Below are 22,870 nucleotides of genomic sequence, written 5' to 3' on the forward strand. Positions count from 1 at the left end.
CTGACCATGACGACTGAACTGCTGATCCTGCGACACGGCAAATCCGACTGGAATCTGGGTGAGGCCGATTTCTCTCGGCCCATCACGGACCGGGGCAAGCGTGGTGCCCAACGCATGGGCGTATGGCTCTGGCAGCAGAATCTGTTACCGGACCACATCATCAGTTCACCGGCGGAGCGGGCTCTGGTCACCACTCAAAAGACCTGCAAGGCCATGGGCATGGATCCCAAGACTATCCATAAGGACCGGCGGATCTACGAGGCAGGCCTCAGCGACCTGTTGAACGTACTGCATGAAAGCCCTGCCCAAGCCAGACGGGTCATGCTGGTAGGTCATAACCCCGGATTGGAAATGCTGCTGCTGCACCTCAGCAACAAACCTATCGATAACCCGGCAGACGGCAAGCTGTTGCCCACCGCCACTCTGGCCCGCCTGACCATACCGGATGACTGGAGCCAGCTACAAAAAGGCTGCGCCGAAGTCATCTCAATCACCCGTCCCGGCAGCCTGCAGGAGAAGTTCCCCTACCCTGCACCCCACGGCGATGAATTGCGCGACCGACCTGCCTACTACTATAGCCAGTCCTCGGTGATTCCCTACCGCATGCATAAAGGTAAACCGCAGATACTGGTTATCCTGTCCAGCAAGAAAAAACACTTTGTAGTACCCAAAGGCATCAAAGAGCCTGGCCTCTCAGCACGTGAATCCGCAGCCCAAGAGGCCTGGGAGGAAGCGGGTGTGGAGGGTGAAGTTGGCGACACCGCCTTGGGCAGCTACCGTTATCAGAAATGGGGTGCGACCTGCACCGTGAAGGTCTACCCCATGCGCGTAACCCGTGAGATCCCGGAGCATGAGTGGGAAGAGAGCCACCGGGGCCGCCAGTGGGTAACACCGAAACAGGCGGCCAAGCGTCTCAAGCAAGCAGCGCTGGCGCCACTGGTGAAGGCACTGGCCAAGCAGCTAGGAGCCTTGTCCGAGACATGAGGCGAATCGCCGCACTCATCCGGCACGGTGATTATCACCAGCGATCGGGAGCCCCCAGCGCCCACCAACCCTATCCGCTGAACACGGCTGGCAGGGAACACGCCCACCAGGCAGCCAAGGAGGTGCAGGCTACGCTGCTGCAACACAACTGGCAGCTGGCACCTGTCATCGACAGTTCCCGAATGCTGCGCGGCTGGCAGACTGCACAGATTATCGCTGAGACGCTGGTCACCCCGGAAGCATCTGTGGATTCCTTCGACGCCTTGGCTGAGCGAGGCATGGGTTGCCTGGCCAACCTCAGCGTGACCGAGATCGAAAAAATCCTGCAGCAGGATCCACGTTACCCAGAGGCGCCATCGGACTGGAAGTCCAACAGCCACTACTGCCTGCCCCTGCAGGGAGCCGAATCGCTCATGCAAGCCGGAGAACGGGTGGCAAATCACCTGCGTGAACGCATGGCTGGATTGCCAGCGAATGTTAGCGTCGACCAGCTCAAACTATTCGTCGGCCACGGTGCTGCATTCCGCCACGCCGCCCATCATCTGGGCGTGCTGGCCTTCGAACAGATCGCTGCACTCAGCATGTATCATGGTCGACCAGTGTTTCTGGAGAACCTGCCGGATGGAAGCTGGCAGCAGATAGCCGGTGATTGGAAAGTACGCGGCGGCGATGCCTATACCGACTAAAAACAACAATAACTAACTCCGGACATGAAACAGCGCACAACTACCAAACACATACCCGATTACCAGGGCCAACGCTGGTTGCAACCAAAGTTACCAGCCCAGGGTGAATCCTGGCTGCTCGGCAAACACCATTCCCTCGCGAAAGAAACCCCCAAACAAGCCGCTCGCATCGAGGTGCTGGGCCAACTGATCGAGCAGGCGCCATGGAAATGGCCAAAACGGCCACTATATTTTATCTGCGATCTGCATGCCGATAGCGATGCATTCCACGCATCACTTGTGGCATCCGGGCTGATTAGGAAAACCGGCACACGAGACAAGGACTACAAACTCACCAAAGCAGCTCGTAAGGGCTGCATCCTGATCGGTGGCGACTGTTTCGACAAAGGTCCCAGCGTGCTACGCCTGCTGCGTAACATCCATAGGCTGAAGAAGCGGGGAGCCAGGGTCTCGGTACTGGCCGGCAACCACGACATCCGGACAATGATCGGCATGCGCGCAGTGGATGGAAGCAACGACCCACGTATCGAACACTTTTTCGTGCGCATGGGTCCCAAGGCCATACCACTGCTTAAGGAGATCGCCGAAGAGTACCTCAAGGGCTCGAACCGGCTACGCGGGATACCCAGAACACGGGAATGCAGGCAACGACTGTTCCCCTCAAAAAAATGGTTCGATGATTTCCCCATGCGGGCCGAATGGATGATGCCGGAGCCTGGCATCGCCAAAGAACTGCACCGCCTGAAAGAGAAGGTACAGCAGTTCACCCAGGGGTGTGAGGAGATCGGCCTGTCACTGCGCACTGCCTATGCAGCGACACTCAAGTTCCAGGAAATTTTTCTGCATCCCAAGGGCGAATTTACCTGGTTCTACCGCAAACTGCGCCTGGCCCATCGCGAAGGTGCTTTCCTCTTCATCCATGCAGGATTGAATGACCGTATCTGCCGCCTGATCGCCAATCACGGCATTGATTACCTGAACCGTCAGTTCTGCCGAGAGGCCTGGAGCGATCCCTTTGCCTTCTACTACGGCTCGCTGGCGAACACCCTGCGCACCAAGTACAGACCGGTGGATATGCCGTTCACGCCCTACGGCGTGGGTCTGATGCACCGCAAGGGTATCCACGCCATCGTACACGGTCACCGCAACCTGCTGCATGGCCAGCGGATTATGCTGCGCAAGGGTATGATCAACTTTGAATGCGACACTTCCCTGGATCGCAACACGCGCAGCAAGGAAGGCCTGACAGGACACGGTGCTTCAGTGACCATCTTCCACCCAGGAGGCCAGGTACTGGGCATCAGCAACGACTACCCAAACATCAAAGTCTTCGAGCCACAGGCCTTGGTGAAAAAAAGACGCAAGGCACGCAAAGCCGCTGGCAAGCGTCACAAGTCTATACGAGGAAATCGAACCGCATGAGAACCGATGGAAAAAGCTTCAGGCACGAATCACTGCAGGACACAAAAGCCATCCGTGACCTGCTCAAGTCCATTAGCCAGGGTCTCAAAGAGGGGCGCCTCAGCTTCAGCGATGCAGATGGCGAGATCGTGATGGAACCGGAGGGTCTGTTGCAGTTCAAACTGACCGCAGCCAAGCGGCAAGGCCGGCACCGGATCAACATGCGTATCAGTTGGCAGGTGGATGAATCATCGGAGAAGAAGGAAAAATCCCTGGCAGTACGTTCACGCCGTTAAGCAGTAGCATCCAGGAATATACGTTTTAGTGAAACCACGTCATCCCGGCGCAGGTTGGGATCCAGAGAATTCAATGACTTGCTGGATTCCTGCGTAACTTCTCAATATTCCCTGCATACCCTTGCACGGAGTCGGCTAATGGGCCACCCATTTTTATGGTTTGCCTTTCTTTATCTTCATGCGCCGGGGAATCACAACCACCCCACCTGGACTGACGGTAAAACGCTTCGCATCTTTCTTATGGTCCAGCCCCACCACCGTTCCGGGTGGAAGGGTAACACCCTTGTCGACAATGGTACGATAGAGTCGACTGCCGGCGCCCACCTTAACCCCATCGAAGAGCACGCACTCCTCCACCCTTGCCTCTTCATTGACCCGGACCTGGGGGGAGAGTATCGATCGGATCACCTGTCCTCCCGCCAGGATAACACCACTGCTTATGAGTGAATCCAGGGCAAGTCCCACCCGGCCACCACGCTCCTCACATTTCATATCCGCAAATACAAACTTGGCCGGGGGTGCCGGTTCAATGTAGGTGTTGATCGGCCACTTTCGGTCGTAGAGATTGAATATGGGATCCACGTCCACCAGATCCATACTCGCCTCCCAATAAGCATCGATGGTTCCAACATCTCTCCAATAGAGCACCTTCTTCCGATTCTCATCCACAAACCGGTAGCTATAGACAGGAACCTTCCGGATCAGATCCGGCAGGATATCCTTGCCAAAATCATGGCTGCTCTTTGAGTTGCGGTTATCCGCCTTCAGCACCTTCTTCAGCAGACGGGTCTCGAACACATAGATACCCATGGACGCAAGGGCAAAACCGGGTTGCCCCGGGAGGGGCTTTGGCTGTTCGGGTTTCTCTTCGAAAGAGACGATACACCCCTTCTTGCTGACCTCCATGACACCAAAGGCACTGGCCTGTTCCAGAGGTACGGCGACCGTTCCCACAGTAACTTCCGCCTTATTCTCAATATGGGCCCTGATCATCCGGCTGTAGTTCATCTTATAGATATGATCCCCGGAGAGGATAAGAACACGATCCGGATCGGACTGGTCTATAGAATAGACGTTCTGGTAAACCGCATCGGCGGTTCCCTGGTACCAGGAACTGTCGACCCGCTGCTGGGGCGACAGGATTTGAATATGCTCCTCCAGGGTATGAGGAAGAAAGGACCAGCCGTAGCGAATGTGCCGCTCCAGCGAGAGAGACTTGTACTGGGTAAGCACACAGACCCGGCGAATATTGGAGTTGAGGCAATTGCTCAGGACAAAGTCTATGAGACGGTAGATACCCCCGAAAGGCACTGCCGGTTTTACCCGGTCCCGAGTCAGTGGATAGAGCCGGGTACCCACACCGCCGGCCAGCACCATGGCCAGTGTGTTGATATGCATTATACTCACTCATGGATCCCGAATTTTCGCTGCACCCGGGATATAGAACAGATCAGAAGCCCTTAAAGTATAGAAGCTTTTCAAAGGAGTTATCCGGACGCTTCTGGCTTCGCAAAAAAGTCCCGTCAAATCGATCGTCCCTCGCCTGGGTGGCCAACATGAACGGAGTATTGAGTAAGCGCCTGCAATGAGCAAAGTCGCGACTGTTATGACACTGCTGGAATGAGCAGGATTCGGATCTGGATCCTGTTCCTCGCTGTCAGCTGCTGCGCCTGTGCAGCGCCGGCCAAGGATGCACCCACGCCGAGTGAAAGCGAGCCGAGCCATACGATTTTTCTGGTGAGCCACGGCTGGCACGCCGGAATTGTGTTGCGGCGCACCGACATCCCCGACAGCGTCTGGCCAGCACCTGAGGATTTTCCCGATGCACAATATCTAGAGGTGGGCTGGGGAGATAAGGATTACTACCAGACACCGGATTCCCACATGGGAATCATCCTCAAGGCGGGCCTGTTGCCTACCGCCAGCGTCCTGCATATTGTTGGTTTCAATGGCACTGTGCCTGCCTATTTCCCTTTTAGCGAGATCATTAAGATCGAGCTATCCTCTGCCGGTTTAGAGCATCTCTCACGCACTATTGCGGAAAGTTTCGCCAGGGACGAGGCAGGTAACGCCGTGTCACTGGGTCCCGGCCTCTACGGAAACAGCCGCTTCTATCTATCCAAAGAGGTTTACCATTTGTTCAACACCTGCAACGTCTGGACCGCCCGGACGCTGCACGCCTCCGGCCTTCCCATCACCCCAGCAAGCACCATTACCGTGGAAAGTCTCATGTCCCAAGCGCGAAAGTTTGGAATGGTAGTGCAAGCGGGGCCGGAACCGTCGGAGTGAAGCCAAAGCCGTGGGTGAGTACCAATTTCACGACTTGATTCGCACCTTTAACTCTACCGCGAATAATTCGCCAGCAAGCCGGCCCTAACATCATTCAAAACGGAAAGAGTCCACCGGTCTCAGGAATCCGGCGAATCCAGGGCTTGTAAGCAGCGAGGTCTGCGGGTAACTGCCTGGTGGCTGCCTTCGCCTGTTCCAGGGTTTCATAGTTTCCATAGAATAAGACGTACCATTTTTGTCCCTGGTGCTCGGTGTGGTAGATAGCGCTGTCGGCCTCGATACCTTGCTGCCTGACGAATCGCGCCAGGGATTCCCGCTTGTGAACCCCAACCACCTGCAGGGTATACTGGCCCAGTTGCTGAGCCTTTATCCACTGTCGGCCCTCCGGCGTCTGGGCAGCGGCAATAACCATCAGGTTTGGGGTGGTCCGTTCCAGGGCCTTTACCTTGCCGGTTATTTTATCTAGCTCTGCCTGCACCTGCTGCTGAGATGTTTTCAGCCTGGCGCTCTCCTGCTGTTTCTGCAGGTTTTCCTGGCTCAGGGTCTCCAGATTATCCGACAGTCGATTAATCTTGCCGGGCAGCTCTGGATCCACGCTGGCCTTGATCTCATCCACCGAATGGGTAACCTGCGCTACGGAATCCCCCAGTTGGGACAGCCCCTGTCGCAACTCGGCCACCTCGTTTTCAAGCTTTGTCGAATCAATGGCAGGTTCACTGATAACGGCCGGTTCAGCCTTATCGACCTGCTGTGGCTCCTCAGGGGTCGTGGAATCCCAGAACAACAGAAACCCGAGGGTAGCGGTGATCAGCAGCAGCAACATCATCAGTAACAGCGATCTCTGCTTCAGGCCTTGGGTCTCATCATTCTGCTGCGCCTGTTGCACCTGCAGGGTTTCAGTCTTCTCCTGCAGTGCCTGATGCACGTTGTCCAGACCATCCAGCCGGTTATTTATATTGTCAGTCGGTTCGCTGTAGAGGACAACGACGTCGTCAAGCTGCTGCTGCAGTTCCAGCAGCCGGGTATCCTGGTCCTGCTGTTGTTCCTGAGTACTTCTGTTTGTCTCCTGAAGCTCAACCTTCAGCTCGTCAAGTCGGCTGCGTAACGCGTCGGTGATTTCCCTTTGGCCGTCAACAACCCCGTCAAGCTGCTGATGTTGTTCCAGCAGCCGGGCGTCGTGGGCATGCAGTTGTTCTTGCATGCTTCTGTTGAGCGCCTGAAACTCACCATCCAGACGGTCAATCTCGTTGTTGAGCCGTTCGCTGCCAGTACCCAGTGTGTTGACCCGTTCTTCTAAAGCTCCGGTATCTGTGACGGCCGAGTTAAGCTGCTCGTTGAGCGACACACCGACTTGCTCAAGCTCGCTGATGCGTCCCCGTTCTCCTTGCAGGGACTGCTCAAGGGAGTTGTTCCGCAGCTCCAGATCGTCGAGCCGACGATCTGTTTTCAAAGCCAGCAGCCCATGCAACTCTTCGGTCAGTGTGGCGAGCCTGTTGGAGAAGGTGTCGGTATGTTCCGTCTGGGTAACCGCGGCCTTCTCCAAGCCGCCGGTGCGGCTGAGAAAATCTTCGAGGAGGGAATGGTTGGCCGACTGTTTGGACTTTAATCCGTTGAGTTGCCGCTCAAGGGAGCGACACAGATCGCCCAGTTCCACCTTGTCCGACTTAGGGCCGTCGGCTCCTCCCACCAGTTCTGATAACTGCCGTTCCATGGCCTGCAGCTGGCTGGATAACTCGACGGCACTGCTTTCCAGTGTCTCGGTGCGTGCCTGGATCTCATCCCCGGCACGTTCCACCCGTGAAGTGGTCTCTTCCAAGTCGTGCAGCCGGGTGTCATTACCATTGGCCGGCAAGTCTTGGGATTGGTTGGAGAGGTGATCCAGTGCCTTCTGAAACCCGGCCATCTTGTCTGATAGCGGACTGAGATGCTGTGACTGCTGCTCTGCTAACGTGCGGAGCTCGTTTTCCAATACCCCGGTACGGTCGGCCAAATCATCGCGAGACTGACCCAGTAGTGTGGTGATGTGGGTCTGTTGCTTCAGGCTGACACCCATGCCATCTGCATTGTCCCACAGAGTATTGAGGTCAGAAGTCAGTTTTTCCAGGTGCTCCTGCAGAGCGGGCAAAACCTCCACATGATCATTCAGACCATGGGCGAGTTCGTCCAGTTCCTGCTGTCGTTTGAGGATCTCGGAGGCACTGCTCTCCAGGGTGTTGACACGCGTCGTCAGCTCATCACCGGCACGCTCCACCAGCGAGGTGCTCACCTCCAGATCCTGTAGTTTGGCGGCCAGGCTTTCGGTGACCTGTACCAGTTCCTGCTGGCGTTGCCCCTGGGATGCCAATTCACCCCCCAGGTCATTATCCCGCTGCAGCACATCCAGTTGTTGTTGAACAGATGAGAGGGTTTTGGCAAGGTCGGTTTGCTGTTGTTCGAGCCGATCATCCGCCTCTTGCAATAGCCGACACTTGTACGGCAATCCTTCATTCGCATCAGCGAGTCCCTGCAATTGAGACTGCAGGCTGGCCCTTACCCCCAACAGATCGCTGGCGTCGCGCCAAAGGTACTTGACCTTGCCCTTGAGTTTACTGTGGGCATAGGACTGCCGGTCGAGACGCATGGTTATCGTCTCGACCTTCTCCTTGAGCTGGTCAAGCCTTGTCTGGAGATCCTTTTTTGATGTTTTCTTCAGGGCCATAAGCTAAATATTAGATGATTTCTTAATAATGACTGCTAACCAATTAGAAATAAAGGGATTAATGAGAATATTTATGGAATATGGGGAATTGGGAAGAATAAACGCCCTTTTTCCTAAAATTCAGAGCTATTGGCCCACAGTTCCATTGCAATCAAGCTCCCCACCACCACGAGGAGTGGTACAGGGATGGACCGTTTAGGGACGTCTCTGGTGAATTCTTACTTCTCGCTTAGAACTTAGTTGACTTTGCGCCTGATAATGGTCTGTCCCCAAGGAACGATGCGCAACTCCAGAAATGCCGCAAGGCTATAGAGCAATACGGCAAGCAGAATCACCCAGGTAAAGCCCAGATGAATCGCCAGCAAGGTTGCCAGAATGGCACTTATTAGAGAAGCGCAGCCATTGACACCCCATGCCCAGGGCAGCAGATGGGGGGCATATCCGGCAACATGAGCCAATCCCAGAGGGAATGGCATCCCCATGCAGAATGCCAAGGGTGCTATCAGTACCAGGGTTATCACCACTTTTGCCACATCCGGCAGGACTGCCAGCCAGATGAACAGGGGTGGCAGCAGCCACAGGTAGCCCAGAGCGATTACCCCAAGAGTCAGGATAACTGGCGGAAGCGGTCTGTTTCTTCCCTGCTTGAGCAGATGTCCCGCATACTGGCTGCCAATGCCTGAAAAGATCAGAAAACCACAAAGAACAACGGCAACAGCGTAAATAGGGTTTGCGAGAAAGAGCATGAATTTCTGAATAAAGGCGATCTCAATAAACAGGAAGGCGAGGCCGATAGCCGTAAAATAGATCACTACCTTCCATGGATAGTTCTTCTCAATTTTTCTCTTCTCTCTCTTCAGAAACCAGAGCGGCAACAGTATCAAAACGAGACTGGCGAAAAGCGCCTGCAACAGAGTAAGAATAAGCACCGGATAGCCAAGATCCAGTAAGGTTACCCCACCTTGTCTGTACAGCGGCAGGATCTCTGAGAGAGTCGACCATTTGAAGAAATGAAAAAAATAGGGCCGATCATCGGTGGCTGGGCGGATGTCAAATTTATAGTCGGAAATAAAACGTGCCGGGTCATCTCCAAGCAGTGCTGTGACGCCTTGATAGTAGTACGGTTCCTGCAAAATATTATATGTGTTGATCTGCTCCGGAGTAATGCCTGGATAGAAAACCAGATCAAATGACCGGGCATCACAAAATGAGATCAACTGGCGAATCTCCTGTTCAGTAAATGGGCCATTTTTGATCACCAGCACCGATGTGTTCCATCCCCTGATCATAACCAGCTGATCACCTGGGTTTGAAACACCGGACAGACGCAGTGCTTCGACAGCTGTGGCAAAGAGTTTCAATCCACCCTTGGGTGGCAATTTGACCCAACGGGTAATCGAAAGCAGGCCACCCTCCCGCAAGTGATCCAGATACGCCTTTATCCCCTCCCGGGTATAGAGATAGTTTTCATTGAGCGCATAGAGACCAGCGGATGAGGCGGCAGCAGAATCCAGAAGTGAGAGTTGAATGAGGTCGTACTTCTCCCGGCTGCCGGCAACGAATCCCCGTGCATCTGAGATATGGATCCGGATTTTCTCCTGCAACAAAGACCATCCGGAGAAGCCGCCATAGGCGTGTTGAAACAAGCTGGCAATTTGTGGATTCACCTCCACGGCATCTATTTGATCAGCGCCAAAGAATTCAGCCTGCAATATGTCACTGCCACCCCCCATACCCACGATCAGAACCTTTTCTATCTCTCTGAGGTGATAAGGCAGGGCCGAACCCAGGTAATCGAGATAAACCAGTGACTCCCTGTTACCGTCGTAGCGGGTGATGGCACCGGGGCCATCACCATCGACAAACAGGCCGAACTGTGGAGGGGGTTCAACGCTGCTGTTCAGACTCATCCCAGGGGCCAGGCGTAGCGGGGTTTCCCGGCTCTCCAACAGCGTCACCAGACCAAGCGGACTGCTGTGTTCCTCCTTCACCATGGTGCCGCTGATTAGCAGTGTCTGTTTGAGAGCTTTGTATTCCGACATATTCGGTACTAGCCACTGCTCCGGCAGAAACAGGAAAGCCAGCAGCAGGACAGCCACCCGCTTGCGCTGCGCTAACCGGCTCTCAAACGCGGCAACGACTGATGCCAACAGACCAGCAACCGCAATCAGTTGCAGAACATCGGACGGTTTCAGCAGATAGAGCGCAATGATCACACCCAACGCACCAAATCCGGCCCCCAACAGGTCAAACGCATAAATCTTAGGAATCTGTTGATTGAACTTGATAAAACTGAGGCAGATTGCATTGGCTGCGAAAAAAAATGGAATGAGCAGTAACAGATAGTTCAATAACAGAAACAGCCACTGGCCAGGGTCCCAGATTATCTCAAGAGTATTAAAGGGGATCAGTTGGGCCAGCAGGTAGCAACCGATGCTGCTGAGTCCAAAAAAGGTGGTATTGGCAACGAATGCGTCCGCGAATCTGGGCATCAACCGCTGACGTGTAAGAAAAAGAAAGGTGCCACTTGCGCCATAACCCAGCAGCGCCATGCTGATCACCATGTAGGCAAAATGATGCCACTGAATAATCGAAAAAAGCCGCATCAGCAGCACTTCATAGGCCAGCGCAGCAGCTGAGATGATGAAGACTGAAAAATAGGGCGGCCTGGGGCGCAACATAGAACCCTGAAAAGTCAGTGATCCCCCGTCAGCGGCACGAAACGCACTGGTAGGATCTGGTGAGTGATTATTTTCCCCTGTTCCGTCTTCTCAATCAGCACCAACTGCTGAACCATAAAATGGCCTCCCACCGGGATCACCATGCGCCCGCCGGATTTCAGCTGCCTGATGAGGGGAGGTGGAATATGACTGGAAGCAGCGGTAACCAGAATGGCATCAAAAGGAGCATGCTCCTCCCATCCATAGTATCCATCTCCCACCCGTGGCGTTATATTGTCATAACCCAGCCGGTGAAAGCGGTCTGCCGCCTGCTCGCCAAGCTCCTCGATGATCTCTATGGTATAGACCTTGTCAATCAATTCGGCGAGTACTGCAGCCTGATAACCGGAACCCGTACCTACCTCAAGTACCTTCTGCTCCGGATCCGGATGCATGAGGTCAGTCATCAAGGCTACGATATAAGGCTGAGAGATCGTCTGTCCCTGCCCGATCGGTAATGGACGGTCTTCATAGGCTGACGATTTTACCGCATCCGGCACAAACTCATGACGCGGGACAGTGCCCATTGCTTCCATCACACGCGGGTCCAACGCCTCTTTATCTATATAATCAGCAGTTCTTAAAGCAGATGCCTCAATAACCTCCACCATAGCCTGTCGCTGGGTGGGATAGTCCTTTTCCCCGGAATCGACAACACCCGAGCAGGTGATTAGCAGGATACTCATCATCCACAAACGGGCAGATCTCTTTCCAGTAAGCATTTCCCACCACGCCTTGGTAGAGAATAGGGCTACACATAAATTATAGTCGTAATCTATTTATCGGGAGTACTTCGTGAAGTAACAATTCGCCATGGACAGGACCAGTCTCTCAACACTGTCATTAGATTAGGTTATTGATAGGTGATAAGTTGAATATTTCAATTTTCGCCCGGCTTGGAAATAGTATTTATCAGATCCACCACAATCCTGGAATAGATTTTTGATAAAACCTCATTCATGGTACGGACCGAGGCGAGCACAGAGGTATTATCAGGCTGGTTTATTTCTGAATAGTCATGGATGAACAGAGGCCGCCTATCACCATCAGAAATTATCTCCATCCGAAGTGTCACGCGTACCTCCACCCCACCATTTTCAAGCAACATACGTTCGAACTTTTTTAATTCAACACGCAAATGGTAGTCACCAAATGTAGACCTCATGTCGGTTGCTACATGCTGGGCGAGATTAACCTTCCTAAGGTAGGTGACAAATTGCTCACGGATCAGAGAAGCCGGCGAGTCCGTCCAGTGATGATAGTGGTGCTGCATCAGGGCTTCTGGAGAGACTTCATAGCTATACAATAATGCCCGCTCACTTAAGATGCCAGATGCCTTAATCCGATCCACAATTAACGAGCCAAATATCTGTAGCTCATCAAATTGATGTTGTGGCTTCGATTCTACAAGACGGTAAAAGTGGTTTTCCGGCACTGGTTTTGTAGAAGCACACCCAGCAGCGATGAGGGCAATGATGCAGCACCCCCAGGTTAGAAGTAACCTATTCATTGCTTGATCCAACCTCACGCGGTGGTTTACTCCCCAGAAGCAGTCCCGGGTTATCTCTTATTTCACGACTGAATTCATTCATGTGACGGGAGGAAGCCTCAAGGTTGTGTAATATCGTTTCGGTATAATCAGCGACAGTTTCCAGCGAAGCTTTAAGAGCAAGCACAGATTTTCGAAGGTCGACTCGGTTTTCAGAAACAGAATCCTGAGACTCTTCCATCAATGAATCCACCGACTTAACTGTTTCACTGGACTGTTCAAGCAAGACATCCACTGCTTTCCTGGTTTGCAACAGTCCTTGGGAAAGTTCCAGAAGATTGGCTGTCATCTCCTCGCCATTCTCAACCGCCCTGGTTACCTTCATCTCTACATTTTCATTCAAAATTCGAGGAATTCGATCGGCCCCTGTCTGAAGTGTCTCAACAAGCCGACTAAGATCATCAAATATCTGCGGAAGATTACTGTCGACCTGATCACCCATTGCAGATACAAGGGAATTAATATTTTCAAGCAGGGGTTTCACACTGCCCGATATCAAGCCACTTGTCTCACTTGCAACACTATTTATGGCCTTGAAGACATCGACCTCCTGGAGCCCCTGTAATTCAGAACCGGTGGCCAGGTATTGGTTGCTATCACCCTCCTCAATATTGATTACGGTTTCTGCCAACAGCCCTTCGGAGTATATTCTGGCGACACTATTTGTCGGAATTTTCCAACCGTCCCGAATCATAATGGTGACGCGATAGTGAGTTTTGCCTTCCTGCTTATAAGGCTCGATTTTAGAAACCGACCCAAGTTTATAGCCTTGGTAAGTGACCGGAGTACCTTCATTCAACCCACTGACGTTAAGATAGTTAGTATAATAATGGTCATTCTCCCCCACGCCTCCCGTCAATCGATAAAGTGCATAGAGCATTAGCGTAAACCCAACCAATACAACTGAGCCCACCATCAGGTAGTTCACGTTATCCCGTTTCATAATCCAGCCAGATCATCCGTTAGTCTTTGTAAATACTCATCCGGGTTGACGATGACATCTTCTGATTTGCGATTCAGCAGATTCTGCACCCGTTGATTATCACTGCTTTTCACCTCATCCACGGTGCCGAGAATGAGTACCTTTCCTTTATCCAATACCAGTATTCTGTCAGCAATACGAAATGCACTGTCCAATTCATGGGTTACGACGACAATAGTAACCTTCATGGCATCACGCAACCGCAGTATCAACTCGTCAAGATCGGCTGAGACCACAGGGTCGAGTCCAGCAGACGGTTCATCGAAAAACAGTAAGCTCGGATCCATAACAATCGCGCGGGCCAGTGCCGCTCGCTTGACCATGCCTCCAGAAAGTTGTGAAGGCATCAATTTTTCAAACCCGGCCAGATTAACCACCTCCAGTTTCATGCGTGCCATTATCCTGATGGTATTCTCATCCAATCGGGTATGTTCACGCAGCGGAAAAGCAACGTTTTCTTCCACGTTCAAAGAGTTAAAAAGTGCACCATTCTGAAACGAAACCCCCATGCGCTGACGTATGGCATGCAGTTGCGGGGCAGAGAGCTTGTTCGGGTCTTTTCCAAACAAACGAATAGCGCCTGCAGCAGGTTTGTTCAATGCCAGCATATGGCGCAGTAGTGTTGATTTTCCTGAGCCGCTTCCCCCCATGATGACCATTATTTCACCGGCCAGAACCTGAAGGTTTACCTGATCAAGTATTTTACGTGTGCCGTAATAGGTCACAAGATCCTGAACATCGATGACCGACTCATCTTTGGTGGATTCAGATTCCACTACCATGTTTTTTACTCATTTCTTTATTCATCTGCTGAGGAAATAGGTAAAGATCATATCTGCCATTACAATCAGTGCAATTGACATCACAACCGACCGCGTCGTAGCTTTTCCCAAACCCTCTGCACCACCGCTGACGGAAAAGCCATTGCTGCATGCCACCAGTGCGATCAACACACCAAATATCAGACTTTTATACAATCCCTGCATCACATCATAGACGACCAAAACATCAAAGCAGCGATCAATAAAAGTCCCTAAACTGAGTTCCAACACGATACCGGTATAGACCCCTCCGCCAATCAGTGCAGCAGAGTCCGCCATAATGGTGAGTATCGGCATCATCACTAGCATGGAAAAAATGATCGGTGCGACCAGATGTCGGACCGGTTCAATTCCCATCACCCGCAGTGCATCAACTTCCTGTGACATCTGCATGGAGCCGATCCTGGCTGCAATGGCAGAACCAGAACGCCCAGCAACCACAATCGCCGTAATCAACACTCCAAATTCCCGCGTTACTGAATATGCAATTCCTGGAACGACTTGAGATTCTGCATCAAACTCCTGCAAAGTTACTATGCCCTGTATCGCCATCATTACCCCATTGGAGAAAGAGAGCAGAATAACCACCGGGATCGCCAGGACACCAATTTTCATCATCTCTGAAAATATATTACGCAACCGCACCGGTTGCTTGACGAAGCGCCCGACAAGCAGCCAATAGAAGCTCTCAACCAGAAGCGAAAAGTGGTAACCAACCTCTTCAATCGCATCAATGGTTTTTTCCCCAATCCTCTCTATAAATTTTCGGGTATTCATTTAAGGATTTTACGATCCATCCTGAAGTAGCGTCTCAATTGAAGTATAGATGGGAAATACCTGATCAAGCCGGGCCAGTTTCAAGACATTCAAAGCATTGTCACTGACGCCCACCAAGGCAAAATTGAGATTTTTGCTACGGGAGACTTGATAGCCCTCCACCAGGCTGGCCACCCCTGAACTGTCAATATAGCTGACCCCAGAGAGGTCAACCAGTAAATGACGTTGCTTTTGCAGGCAATCCAGTATCACTCTTCGTGCTTCTGGTGAGCAGCTAAGGTCAACTTCCCCTTCCAGGCGCACCACCAAATAGTCGTTTTTTTCCTCTATTAGATAAGTCATTCTCTTTACCGCTAGAAATATTTGACCATCTCCAGGGTGTTACCCATGGTTTCAGCTTCGATAAACGCCACTTTATCCATAACCTCCTGAATAAAATGCAGCCCCAATCCGCCTGGTCTGATTTGATCCCACTCTCTGGGCTTGAATTTTGAGGTATCTACCTGATTGGCATCATCGCGCAACTGGAATATCAGAGCCTCATCAGTTTTCAGGATTATAAGATGGATCTCTCTGTCCGATTTAAAATGATAGGCATGTTTAATTATATTTGAACACGCCTCATCCACCGCAAGTACCAGTTCCTGTTGCTCTTTGCTGGAAAACCCGGCAGATGCAACTACCTCCTTTACCCGTTGACGTAACACCTTCAACTGGTTTGGTTCAGAAAGTACCCGGATATCCACCACTGTTTCAGAAGCATCCATTACAGCATTAACCCTTCAGTAGAAGGATAGTCATATCATCGTCCACCCTGCCTCCACTGGAGCGGATATCTGTAACAATATGCAGCAAGCGCATTGCAGGTGGTATATCTGAATAGCGGGAAAATAGCTGAAGTAACCCCTCTCGTTCCAGCCTCTGTTCTCCATTGACCTTCGCCTCCAATAATCCATCTGTATAGAGATAAAGATGCATATTGGAGGTCAAGCGTAACTCATCGAGTGGAAATCTGGTCTCTGGAATGACACCCAGAGGAGGTGCCATCGCGGGGTATTCAGAATCAAACGTACTCCCCCGCATCAGAATTGCAGGGAGATGGCCGGCATTCGCGATTTTTACCACACGTGATACAGGATCAAAAATCCCGGCCAGCATGGTGACAAACATACCGTGAATGGAAGTCTCAAGAATCTCCCTGTTAAGCATGGCCAGTAACTTTGAAGGGTCATGAATACTCTTACCCAGACAGTGAAACAGGCTGCTTGCTTTTGCCATAAGCAGAGCTGCATTCATTCCTTTTCCAGAGACATCAGCTATACAAAAAGCCACCTTTCCATTGCGAAGCTTGTAAAAGTCATAGAAATCTCCTGAAACTACTTTTGCAGAGACATTGAGGCCAGCAACTCCCTCCAACTGATCCGATTCACCTGGCAACAGGCTGCGCTGAACTTCCCTGGCCAAATCGAGTTCCTTGTTCAGTTCAGAAGCAATCTTGTCTCGTTCCTTAAGCGTGTGTTCCAGGTGCCAATTCATCTGTTGGAAACTCAGGTTCTCTTCAACCAAGTGCAAATTTGCTTCCCCGATCAAATCCTCATAATCAACCTGTTCACCTAGATCAAATCTAAAAGCACCGGCAGCTTCATTCATACCCTCAGCTACCTGCGCCATGAGCTCATTGCTCTGTTCTGAAGAGATTCCGTAGTAATCCAACAGGAGTGAACGGCTCTGTTTTACTGCCTCTCTCCTGTTATCAGATGTAAATACAGCAGACATCCAGTCCGCACACCGGGCCAGTTTACAGAGCTCCACCGATGACTTATCAATTTCAGCTGGAGTTCCCCGGTGATGGTAGCCCATTGCAATCGTGAAATCTTCAGGCAATGACCAGGCTTGAGCAAGCTGGAGGCCCACCCGATCATGGGTGGTGTTAAACAGCTGTTGTTCCAGGTCATATCGGGTTTCAGGGGTTAACTCGGACAAACGACTCCATTCATTCGTTAACTTCGGGTTCAGATAGAACATAACCAGCAACCCAAAGTCCTGCAGCAATCCAACGGTAAATCCTGCCTCTTTGTCTTGAGCCGCTTCTGCTGCCAAAATACGGGCGCATACCCCACGCCGCAGAGCCGCCTCCCAGAACTCAGCCACAGGAAATGCAGGTAATTGATCAGGTTTCAGCGTCGCCTTCATGGCAATGCACAGGGCAATATTTCTGAGCACTCTATGCCCAATGAGCGTCACTGCCCTGGCAATAGAGGTCACTTCCCCTGAAAAGCCAAAGTAAGCAGTATTTGAAAGGCGCAGAAGTTCTGCAGAAAGCGATGGAACCTGAGTAACCAGTTCACTAATGCGTGTTGCATCCATCTCGTTCCGGGCACAAGCATGGACGACAGCCAGTACACCCTGAGGCGGCATGGGGAGTTCCGTTATGTCTAAACCATCCAGGGATATCAGATCCAATACAGAGCCCTTTCAATTTGTCAGAACATTAGTTCCCAGGAAACGATCTCAACCTGCACTCGCATATTTAGTTCCAATAGGTCGCAAGTACTTCCAACGAAAAAAAGTCAGTTCCCGCAAGAACAGGCATGTGCGCGCGGATATAGGCGGTCCAATCAGAATCCGGTTTTCGGCAGCAAGACTCTCATTCCGTAAAAGGAGTTCCTGATCCACCGCCCCGGTGATATAAGCCAATATGCACGCGCAACCCATGGTAATCCCCACTGGCAACTAGAATTATTCCAGTCAATTGTATGCCTCATTCGAGGCAATACACAAAGGCATTGTGACGTGTTCAACAGATGTTAGGATGTTGATATCTCAATACGACTGTTTTTTTACCAAACGGGCTTACATGAAAGATAAGGAGACACCCCACCCTGAGGGGGAGATCGACCATAGCGCTCTCCCGACGTGGGAGGACGTCCAGCGCGAAGGCCTGAAAGGCCATGCCGACACGCATATCGAGCTTGTCCGCGATGGCAACTCTGTTCTCCCTGTTGTCTTCCTGCAGCGCCCGCTAGATTTCTCGGCTCCCATCGACGAGTCAACCCCATGCACCGTGATTGTGGACATCGTCTCGGTACTAAACCTGACAGAAATCTTCGGCTGCGTCATCCCCGTGCTCTGGGACGACGAAGAGGCGCGGTGGGAAACGATCTTCCTGAGCCTGTTTCCGATCAACGAACACAAGGCGGTCGATCCGGCATCGCGCGCGCAAGCAGAGCAGTCACGCGAGATCCTATGTAGTTTTGGCGAGAAGAGCCGTACCTGCGGACTCGTCGTATTCGACAGGAATGGGCACGTGGTTCTCGCCCGGCGCGTACCAATAGGGCGGGAGCAGCGCGAACGAATTTCCGAGATCAACGAGGTTGTCTCTTTCCTGAGCGACTACAACCTTACGCACGATGGTCCGAGGCTTCGAGCGGCCGAGGACACCTATCGGGAGATCTTCTGCTACGCGATCAAGTTTCCTATTCCGAGCATCATTCCGTCTAACCGATCGCTGCTGTTCAGCGGGGCAAGTATTCGTGCGCTGTGCGTCGACAACGGCCGCCTGATCGACCGAAAGAGCCCCGCCTCTCTTAAGGAGACCGAGCCTCGTCACGACCTCTTCATATCCTACTGTCATCTCGATGCCGACGCTGCACATCGCATAGCATCCTGGATAAGGCAGACCTGGCCGGACACGAGGCTCTCCATCTCGGATCCGGACGACGTCCAGCACGCGGAGGAGGATGCGAACTACTTCTTCAAGGATGCGCGTCATTCGAAAGCACTGCTCTACATCGCAACACCAAACAGCATCGGCCGACCCGTCGTCAGCCAGGAGATCGGAACCAATGCGCATAAACCCATCGTCACGGTCGCACTCGGCGATCATACGGCGGCACGTCTCGCTGAGTACCTCGACACAAACCCGTCTCTAAGCCTTGATCGCGAATGGACGGTGGAACTTGATAGGGTGGAGAGCTGGCGACAGTGCGCACGACTTCTGGCGCAGGCCATGGAGATGAATCCAACGGCGTGGATCACTCCGCCCAAGATTACTGTGCCGCCCGAGGACATCGAGGGCCGCAAGGCCGCCCAGCAAGCCTACAGTATAGATGACTGGGAGCGCACCAAATCGCGACGGAATGAGCAGACCGAAGAGGAAGCCGAGCACATCGTAGACGACTTCCTGAACTTGCTGCTCGAGCAGGACAGGGTCCTGGCGCCTGCCCTGCAAACACCAAGCCCGCGCTCCAAGCTCATCCTGCTTCTGGAAACCCTGGGCGAACCCCAACTCTGGCTTCAAATCCCAGACCTGGTGCCGGCGCTGGTCGATGACGAACTGATCAGCCACCTTAAGAAGAAACTCGCCCTAAGGCGGCTCAACGAGGAAGAGGAAGCCGCTCTTCTGCTCGAGCAGATTCTGTCCGCTGTTCGTGCACAAATCCAGCTCTGGGATCACCGCTTGAATCGGAGCTTTTAATCCAGGTAGACTCTGGACGGACGTCCAAACTTGAGGGAAGCGTGATGATACAAACCGTGGAAGAGGCGAACCAAATTCTGGACCAGCTCATGGACATCGCGTCTACACCGACGAACTTCGTGGGAACCCACGAGGTTAAAAAAGAGTCGCTTCGCCGCCTCAGTCCGCAATCGAAGCTCATCAATCTGCTCCAGCTGGCCCAGAAAGACAAGTGGATCGACATCATGTCGATGGTGCCGGCAATCGTCGACCAGACGCTTCTTGAGTGGATTGACAAGAACGCGGAACTCGCCCGCGCCAATGACGACGATGCAGCCGTAAAGAGGTTCCAACGCATGAGCCAGCTCGCGAAGGGGATGATGGAGCCCTGAGCGATAGCGGGTGTGGCTCGTGAAAAAGGTCGAGAATTTCAAGCAGTACGAATTACCGGGAAGGACAACTCAGTCTTCAGACTCATCATTGTATTGGTTGTGTTCAGTTGGTGGCCGACTATTGGATATGGCTTCCAAATCTTCGTCGGTCAGCTCTTCGACACGCAACGCACGGCGGCTGTCTCGATGCATCACCTGGAAGATTTCATAGGGGATCATCACAGCGTGCGGTATACCTTGCCGTTTGATCATGATTGGCTCCGCCACCTCATGTTGTGACAGGAAATCCGACACTGAGTTTGCATTGATTTCCATCATCATGCCTTCTAACCTCACACCGATTGCCGGTCCTGATCCTCATCCAGCCTGCGTCAGGCCCCGCCGCTATCCTGTGCCAACCTTTCGATTTCAGCCCCGTCCAGCACCTGTTCATCCGCCAACCTGTCGGCAATCCGTTTGATTAGCGGCTTCGAGCGACCCATTTCATCGAGCAGATCCGAGTAAAGATCCATGACTTTCCTGTCAATGTGCTGCTCGTGTTCCTGCGCAGCTTCCTGTGTAAGATCGAAACGGAATACAATGTCTTTCAGCTCACCCAGTCCGGAGTACTTGCTGATGTAGTGCAGCATGCTTACGGCTTGAGACAGATCACTTTTCGAATCATATTTGCCTGCCATATCCGATACATCGTTTGTGCCGAATATCACCTCCTCTGCGGCTCGTCCCGCAAGCAGGATCCGTATCTCGTGCAGGTAATCTTCACTTGTCATGGACACGCGTTCATCGTCAAATGCCGCAGTATAGCCAATGCGTCCGTCACTTCGAGGTGCGATGGATACATAATTGATTTCTTTACCCTTGTTTTTACCCAGCAGCCGCATAACGACGTGACCGGCTTCGTGTACGGCCAGGCGCTGGATAGTTTTATTGTCAAACGGCTCGGATAACCCTTCGCTACGAGGGCGACGCATGATCTCTGCCAGCAGGTCATCCTGCCGAATAATATCCTTGCGCTTGCGAGCCCGCCGGGCAGCGCCGCGTACGAAAAATTCGACATCGGCACCGGTCAGGCCGAATGATACCCGCGCCAGCGCATCGCAATTGACATCTGTGGCAAGTTTGCCGTCTGTTTTTAGTTCTTTCAGGTGGTAATTATAGATCCCAACCAGTGCCCGCACCGTCGGATAACCGACGTCCACTACCTGGTCGAGCCGCCCGGCCCGTCTGAGTGCCGGGTCAATATTGTCTGCATAATTAGTTGCACCAATGACGATGATATCGCCACGACCCGAAAAACCGTCGAGTTGCTCCAGCAGATAATTGATGACCGTGGCCTGGTAGGTTAAGCCGTGACTGTCCAGATTCTCACGATTGCCGATCGAATCAATCTCATCAATGAACAGGATCGACGGTGCAAAACGTCTGGCCTCTTCAAAGGACTCGCGGATCAGTGCCAAATGCTCACCGAGACCACTGCCTGATTGCCATTTGGATGCACTGGCCGCAATAAATTTTATACCGCAGTCCTTTGCAATCGCCATGGCCAGTGTCGTCTTGCCGGTACCGGGTGGACCTGCCAGCAGTATGCCTCGATCAACATCATTCCAGTCAATGTGATCGTCCAGTGCAAGCTGTATATCCCGTTTCATGTCGAGGGCGATTTCGAGCGCTGCGCCCAGGCCGTGCAGTTCTTCCAGCGAGGGGGCGTCCTCCGCATCCAACCGTGACAGGCGTGTCGTGACCCGTGCGTGAATGTAACCGGCCGCATCACTGGCACTATGCCCCAGGCGCAGTGGTGGTTGCATATCGGTAGGCAACACGAAATTGTGCCAGCGTCCATCATCCGCCGAATCCGATGGAAGTTGTTCTTCGAACAGCTCTTCGAAGGTCTGTTCGAAGTGCTGTGCAGAGGCCACGGGCAGAGACAAAGTAATATCGATCAGACGGTGGAACTCCAATGGCACCTGGCTGAGGCGGTTGCAACCGATCAGCACCGGATTATCTGAGGTTTCGATACCATGCACCAACATCAGACTGTTTTCCACGTTCTGGGATTCATGAAATGAAAGTACCAGTGGGGTACGCGCATCAAATGGCTTGCCGTGGCTGGTCTGCCAATTGCCGGACAACAGCGAGGGCATAAATACCGGTCGATTGAATTTGACATGTTCCCCTATCAATTCAATCAGCAGGTGCTCCGCGTAAGGCAAAGAGGATTCGATTGCGATCACCGGGACAACGCGTTCGATATATTTTGCAAAGTGCTCGATGATGTCCACACCGGGTTTGATCCGCATGCGTTGCTGCCACTCGGTGTTATGGGTGAGCGCGGTACGAAACAGTACCTTGAGCCAGGTCTTGTAGACACGGTGATCGACCTTGGCCAGATTCTTTCCGGCCACCGTCATGCCATTCCCTCCCGCCGTGATGCTTGCACGCCGGGCCTGTTATCAGCCTGTAGTCCGTGCGCCGCAGCCAGTTGTTTCAGCTCTGCTTCAAACAACTCATGCTTGTCCAGCAATTCATCGCGCAGTGTATGCAACATCATCTCGTGGTGAGCCAGCTTCTTCTGGATTTGCAGATAGGTCTGTTCAAGCAGCTCCTGGATTTCTCCGATGCACTTCTCCGACCCAGGGCGCTGTTGCCAGCGTAATTGGCCCGCAGGACCAAAACCAAGCCTGCAGGCCATATTTTCAGTCCAGCGCACGGCGATAGCCAGATCCGAGTGTTCATTTGAACCGCCCGCACCGCCTGAAATTCCCGCTTTGCCATACACCAACTCTTCAGCAGCACGTCCTGCAAGCAACACCTCGAGGTGA

General features: G+C 52.5%; 21 protein-coding genes. 7 read left to right on the plus strand and 14 right to left on the minus strand.

Annotated elements, in window-relative coordinates:
- The first annotated feature begins 6 nt into the window (after nt 1-6).
- The 4 genes from HPY30_00730 to HPY30_00745 are packed head-to-tail and all read left to right on the plus strand — an operon-like array spanning nt 7 to nt 3,367.
- Nucleotides 7-984: an NUDIX domain-containing protein gene (locus tag HPY30_00730; GenBank protein QYZ64643.1), complete on the plus strand. Its 978-nt coding sequence runs from the start codon at nt 7-9 to the stop codon at nt 982-984.
- A complete protein-coding gene (locus HPY30_00735) occupies nt 981-1,670 on the plus strand; it encodes a histidine phosphatase family protein (protein ID QYZ64644.1) in 690 nt (229 codons plus the stop codon). The genes HPY30_00730 and HPY30_00735 overlap by 4 nt, the downstream gene beginning before the upstream one ends.
- Before the next feature lie 24 nt (nt 1,671-1,694).
- Nucleotides 1,695-3,092 (plus strand): metallophosphoesterase, encoded by a 1,398-nt coding sequence (locus tag HPY30_00740; protein ID QYZ64645.1) that lies wholly within the window; start codon nt 1,695-1,697, stop codon nt 3,090-3,092.
- Nucleotides 3,089-3,367 (plus strand): amphi-Trp domain-containing protein, encoded by a 279-nt coding sequence (locus HPY30_00745; GenBank protein ID QYZ64646.1) that lies wholly within the window; start codon nt 3,089-3,091, stop codon nt 3,365-3,367. The genes HPY30_00740 and HPY30_00745 overlap by 4 nt, the downstream gene beginning before the upstream one ends.
- Nucleotides 3,368-3,520: 153 nt before the next feature.
- Here HPY30_00745 and glgC read toward each other — a convergent pair whose 3' ends face one another.
- A complete protein-coding gene (gene glgC / locus HPY30_00750; protein QYZ64647.1) occupies nt 3,521-4,765 on the minus strand; it encodes a glucose-1-phosphate adenylyltransferase in 1,245 nt (414 codons plus the stop codon).
- Nucleotides 4,766-4,987: 222 nt separating this feature from the next.
- Here glgC and HPY30_00755 point away from each other — a divergent pair, with 222 nt between their 5' ends.
- Nucleotides 4,988-5,656, plus strand: coding sequence for a DUF2459 domain-containing protein (locus tag HPY30_00755; protein ID QYZ64648.1), 669 nt, complete (start codon nt 4,988-4,990; stop codon nt 5,654-5,656).
- 94 nt (nt 5,657-5,750) lie between these two features.
- Here HPY30_00755 and HPY30_00760 read toward each other — a convergent pair whose 3' ends face one another.
- The 10 genes from HPY30_00760 to HPY30_00805 all read right to left on the minus strand — a co-directional run bounded on the left by HPY30_00760 (nt 5,751) and on the right by HPY30_00805 (nt 17,666).
- Nucleotides 5,751-8,354 (minus strand): hypothetical protein, encoded by a 2,604-nt coding sequence (locus tag HPY30_00760; protein ID QYZ64649.1) that lies wholly within the window; start codon nt 8,352-8,354, stop codon nt 5,751-5,753.
- A gap of 236 nt (nt 8,355-8,590) precedes the next feature.
- Complete coding sequence (locus HPY30_00765; protein ID QYZ64650.1) at nt 8,591-11,035, minus strand: SAM-dependent methyltransferase; 2,445 nt, start codon at nt 11,033-11,035, stop codon at nt 8,591-8,593.
- Between the two features lie 14 nt (nt 11,036-11,049).
- Nucleotides 11,050-11,763 (minus strand): protein-L-isoaspartate(D-aspartate) O-methyltransferase, encoded by a 714-nt coding sequence (locus HPY30_00770; GenBank protein QYZ67851.1) that lies wholly within the window; start codon nt 11,761-11,763, stop codon nt 11,050-11,052.
- A 191-nt stretch (nt 11,764-11,954) separates the two neighbouring features.
- On the minus strand, nt 11,955-12,584 hold the full coding sequence (locus tag HPY30_00775) for a hypothetical protein (protein QYZ64651.1): 630 nt from the start codon (nt 12,582-12,584) through the stop codon (nt 11,955-11,957).
- On the minus strand, nt 12,577-13,566 hold the full coding sequence (locus tag HPY30_00780; protein QYZ64652.1) for an MCE family protein: 990 nt from the start codon (nt 13,564-13,566) through the stop codon (nt 12,577-12,579). Before HPY30_00780 ends, HPY30_00775 begins: the two co-directional genes overlap by 8 nt.
- Nucleotides 13,563-14,387, minus strand: a complete 825-nt coding sequence (locus tag HPY30_00785; GenBank protein QYZ64653.1) for an ABC transporter ATP-binding protein — start codon at nt 14,385-14,387, stop codon at nt 13,563-13,565. The genes HPY30_00780 and HPY30_00785 overlap by 4 nt, the downstream gene beginning before the upstream one ends.
- 21 nt (nt 14,388-14,408) lie before the next feature.
- On the minus strand, nt 14,409-15,203 hold the full coding sequence (locus HPY30_00790) for an ABC transporter permease (protein ID QYZ64654.1): 795 nt from the start codon (nt 15,201-15,203) through the stop codon (nt 14,409-14,411).
- Between the two features lie 9 nt (nt 15,204-15,212).
- Nucleotides 15,213-15,545 (minus strand): STAS domain-containing protein, encoded by a 333-nt coding sequence (locus HPY30_00795; protein ID QYZ64655.1) that lies wholly within the window; start codon nt 15,543-15,545, stop codon nt 15,213-15,215.
- A gap of 11 nt (nt 15,546-15,556) precedes the next feature.
- On the minus strand, nt 15,557-15,916 hold the full coding sequence (locus tag HPY30_00800; protein ID QYZ67852.1) for an ATP-binding protein: 360 nt from the start codon (nt 15,914-15,916) through the stop codon (nt 15,557-15,559).
- Between the two features lie 61 nt (nt 15,917-15,977).
- Nucleotides 15,978-17,666, minus strand: coding sequence for an HDOD domain-containing protein (locus tag HPY30_00805; protein QYZ64656.1), 1,689 nt, complete (start codon nt 17,664-17,666; stop codon nt 15,978-15,980).
- A gap of 394 nt (nt 17,667-18,060) precedes the next feature.
- Between HPY30_00805 and HPY30_00810 the strand changes: the two genes are divergently transcribed.
- Nucleotides 18,061-19,680: a hypothetical protein gene (locus tag HPY30_00810; protein ID QYZ64657.1), complete on the plus strand. Its 1,620-nt coding sequence runs from the start codon at nt 18,061-18,063 to the stop codon at nt 19,678-19,680.
- Between the two features lie 41 nt (nt 19,681-19,721).
- Nucleotides 19,722-20,051 (plus strand): hypothetical protein, encoded by a 330-nt coding sequence (locus HPY30_00815; GenBank protein ID QYZ64658.1) that lies wholly within the window; start codon nt 19,722-19,724, stop codon nt 20,049-20,051.
- 69 nt (nt 20,052-20,120) lie between these two features.
- Here the strand turns inward: HPY30_00815 and HPY30_00820 are convergent, their stop codons facing one another.
- From HPY30_00820 to HPY30_00830, 3 genes are read right to left on the minus strand one after another with little or no spacing between them, the layout of a single operon-like run.
- On the minus strand, nt 20,121-20,372 hold the full coding sequence (locus HPY30_00820) for a hypothetical protein (protein QYZ64659.1): 252 nt from the start codon (nt 20,370-20,372) through the stop codon (nt 20,121-20,123).
- Between the two features lie 50 nt (nt 20,373-20,422).
- Nucleotides 20,423-22,459 carry an AAA family ATPase gene (locus HPY30_00825; protein ID QYZ64660.1) on the minus strand — a complete coding sequence of 679 codons (2,037 nt, stop codon included), beginning with the start codon at nt 22,457-22,459 and terminating at the stop codon, nt 20,423-20,425.
- On the minus strand, nt 22,456-22,860 hold the full coding sequence (locus tag HPY30_00830; protein ID QYZ64661.1) for a hypothetical protein: 405 nt from the start codon (nt 22,858-22,860) through the stop codon (nt 22,456-22,458). Before HPY30_00830 ends, HPY30_00825 begins: the two co-directional genes overlap by 4 nt.
- Nucleotides 22,861-22,870: the final 10 nt, after the last annotated feature.

Source organism: Gammaproteobacteria bacterium (ex Lamellibrachia satsuma), from assembly GCA_019623805.1.
Classification (GTDB): Bacteria; Pseudomonadota; Gammaproteobacteria; order Chromatiales; family Chromatiaceae; genus QGON01.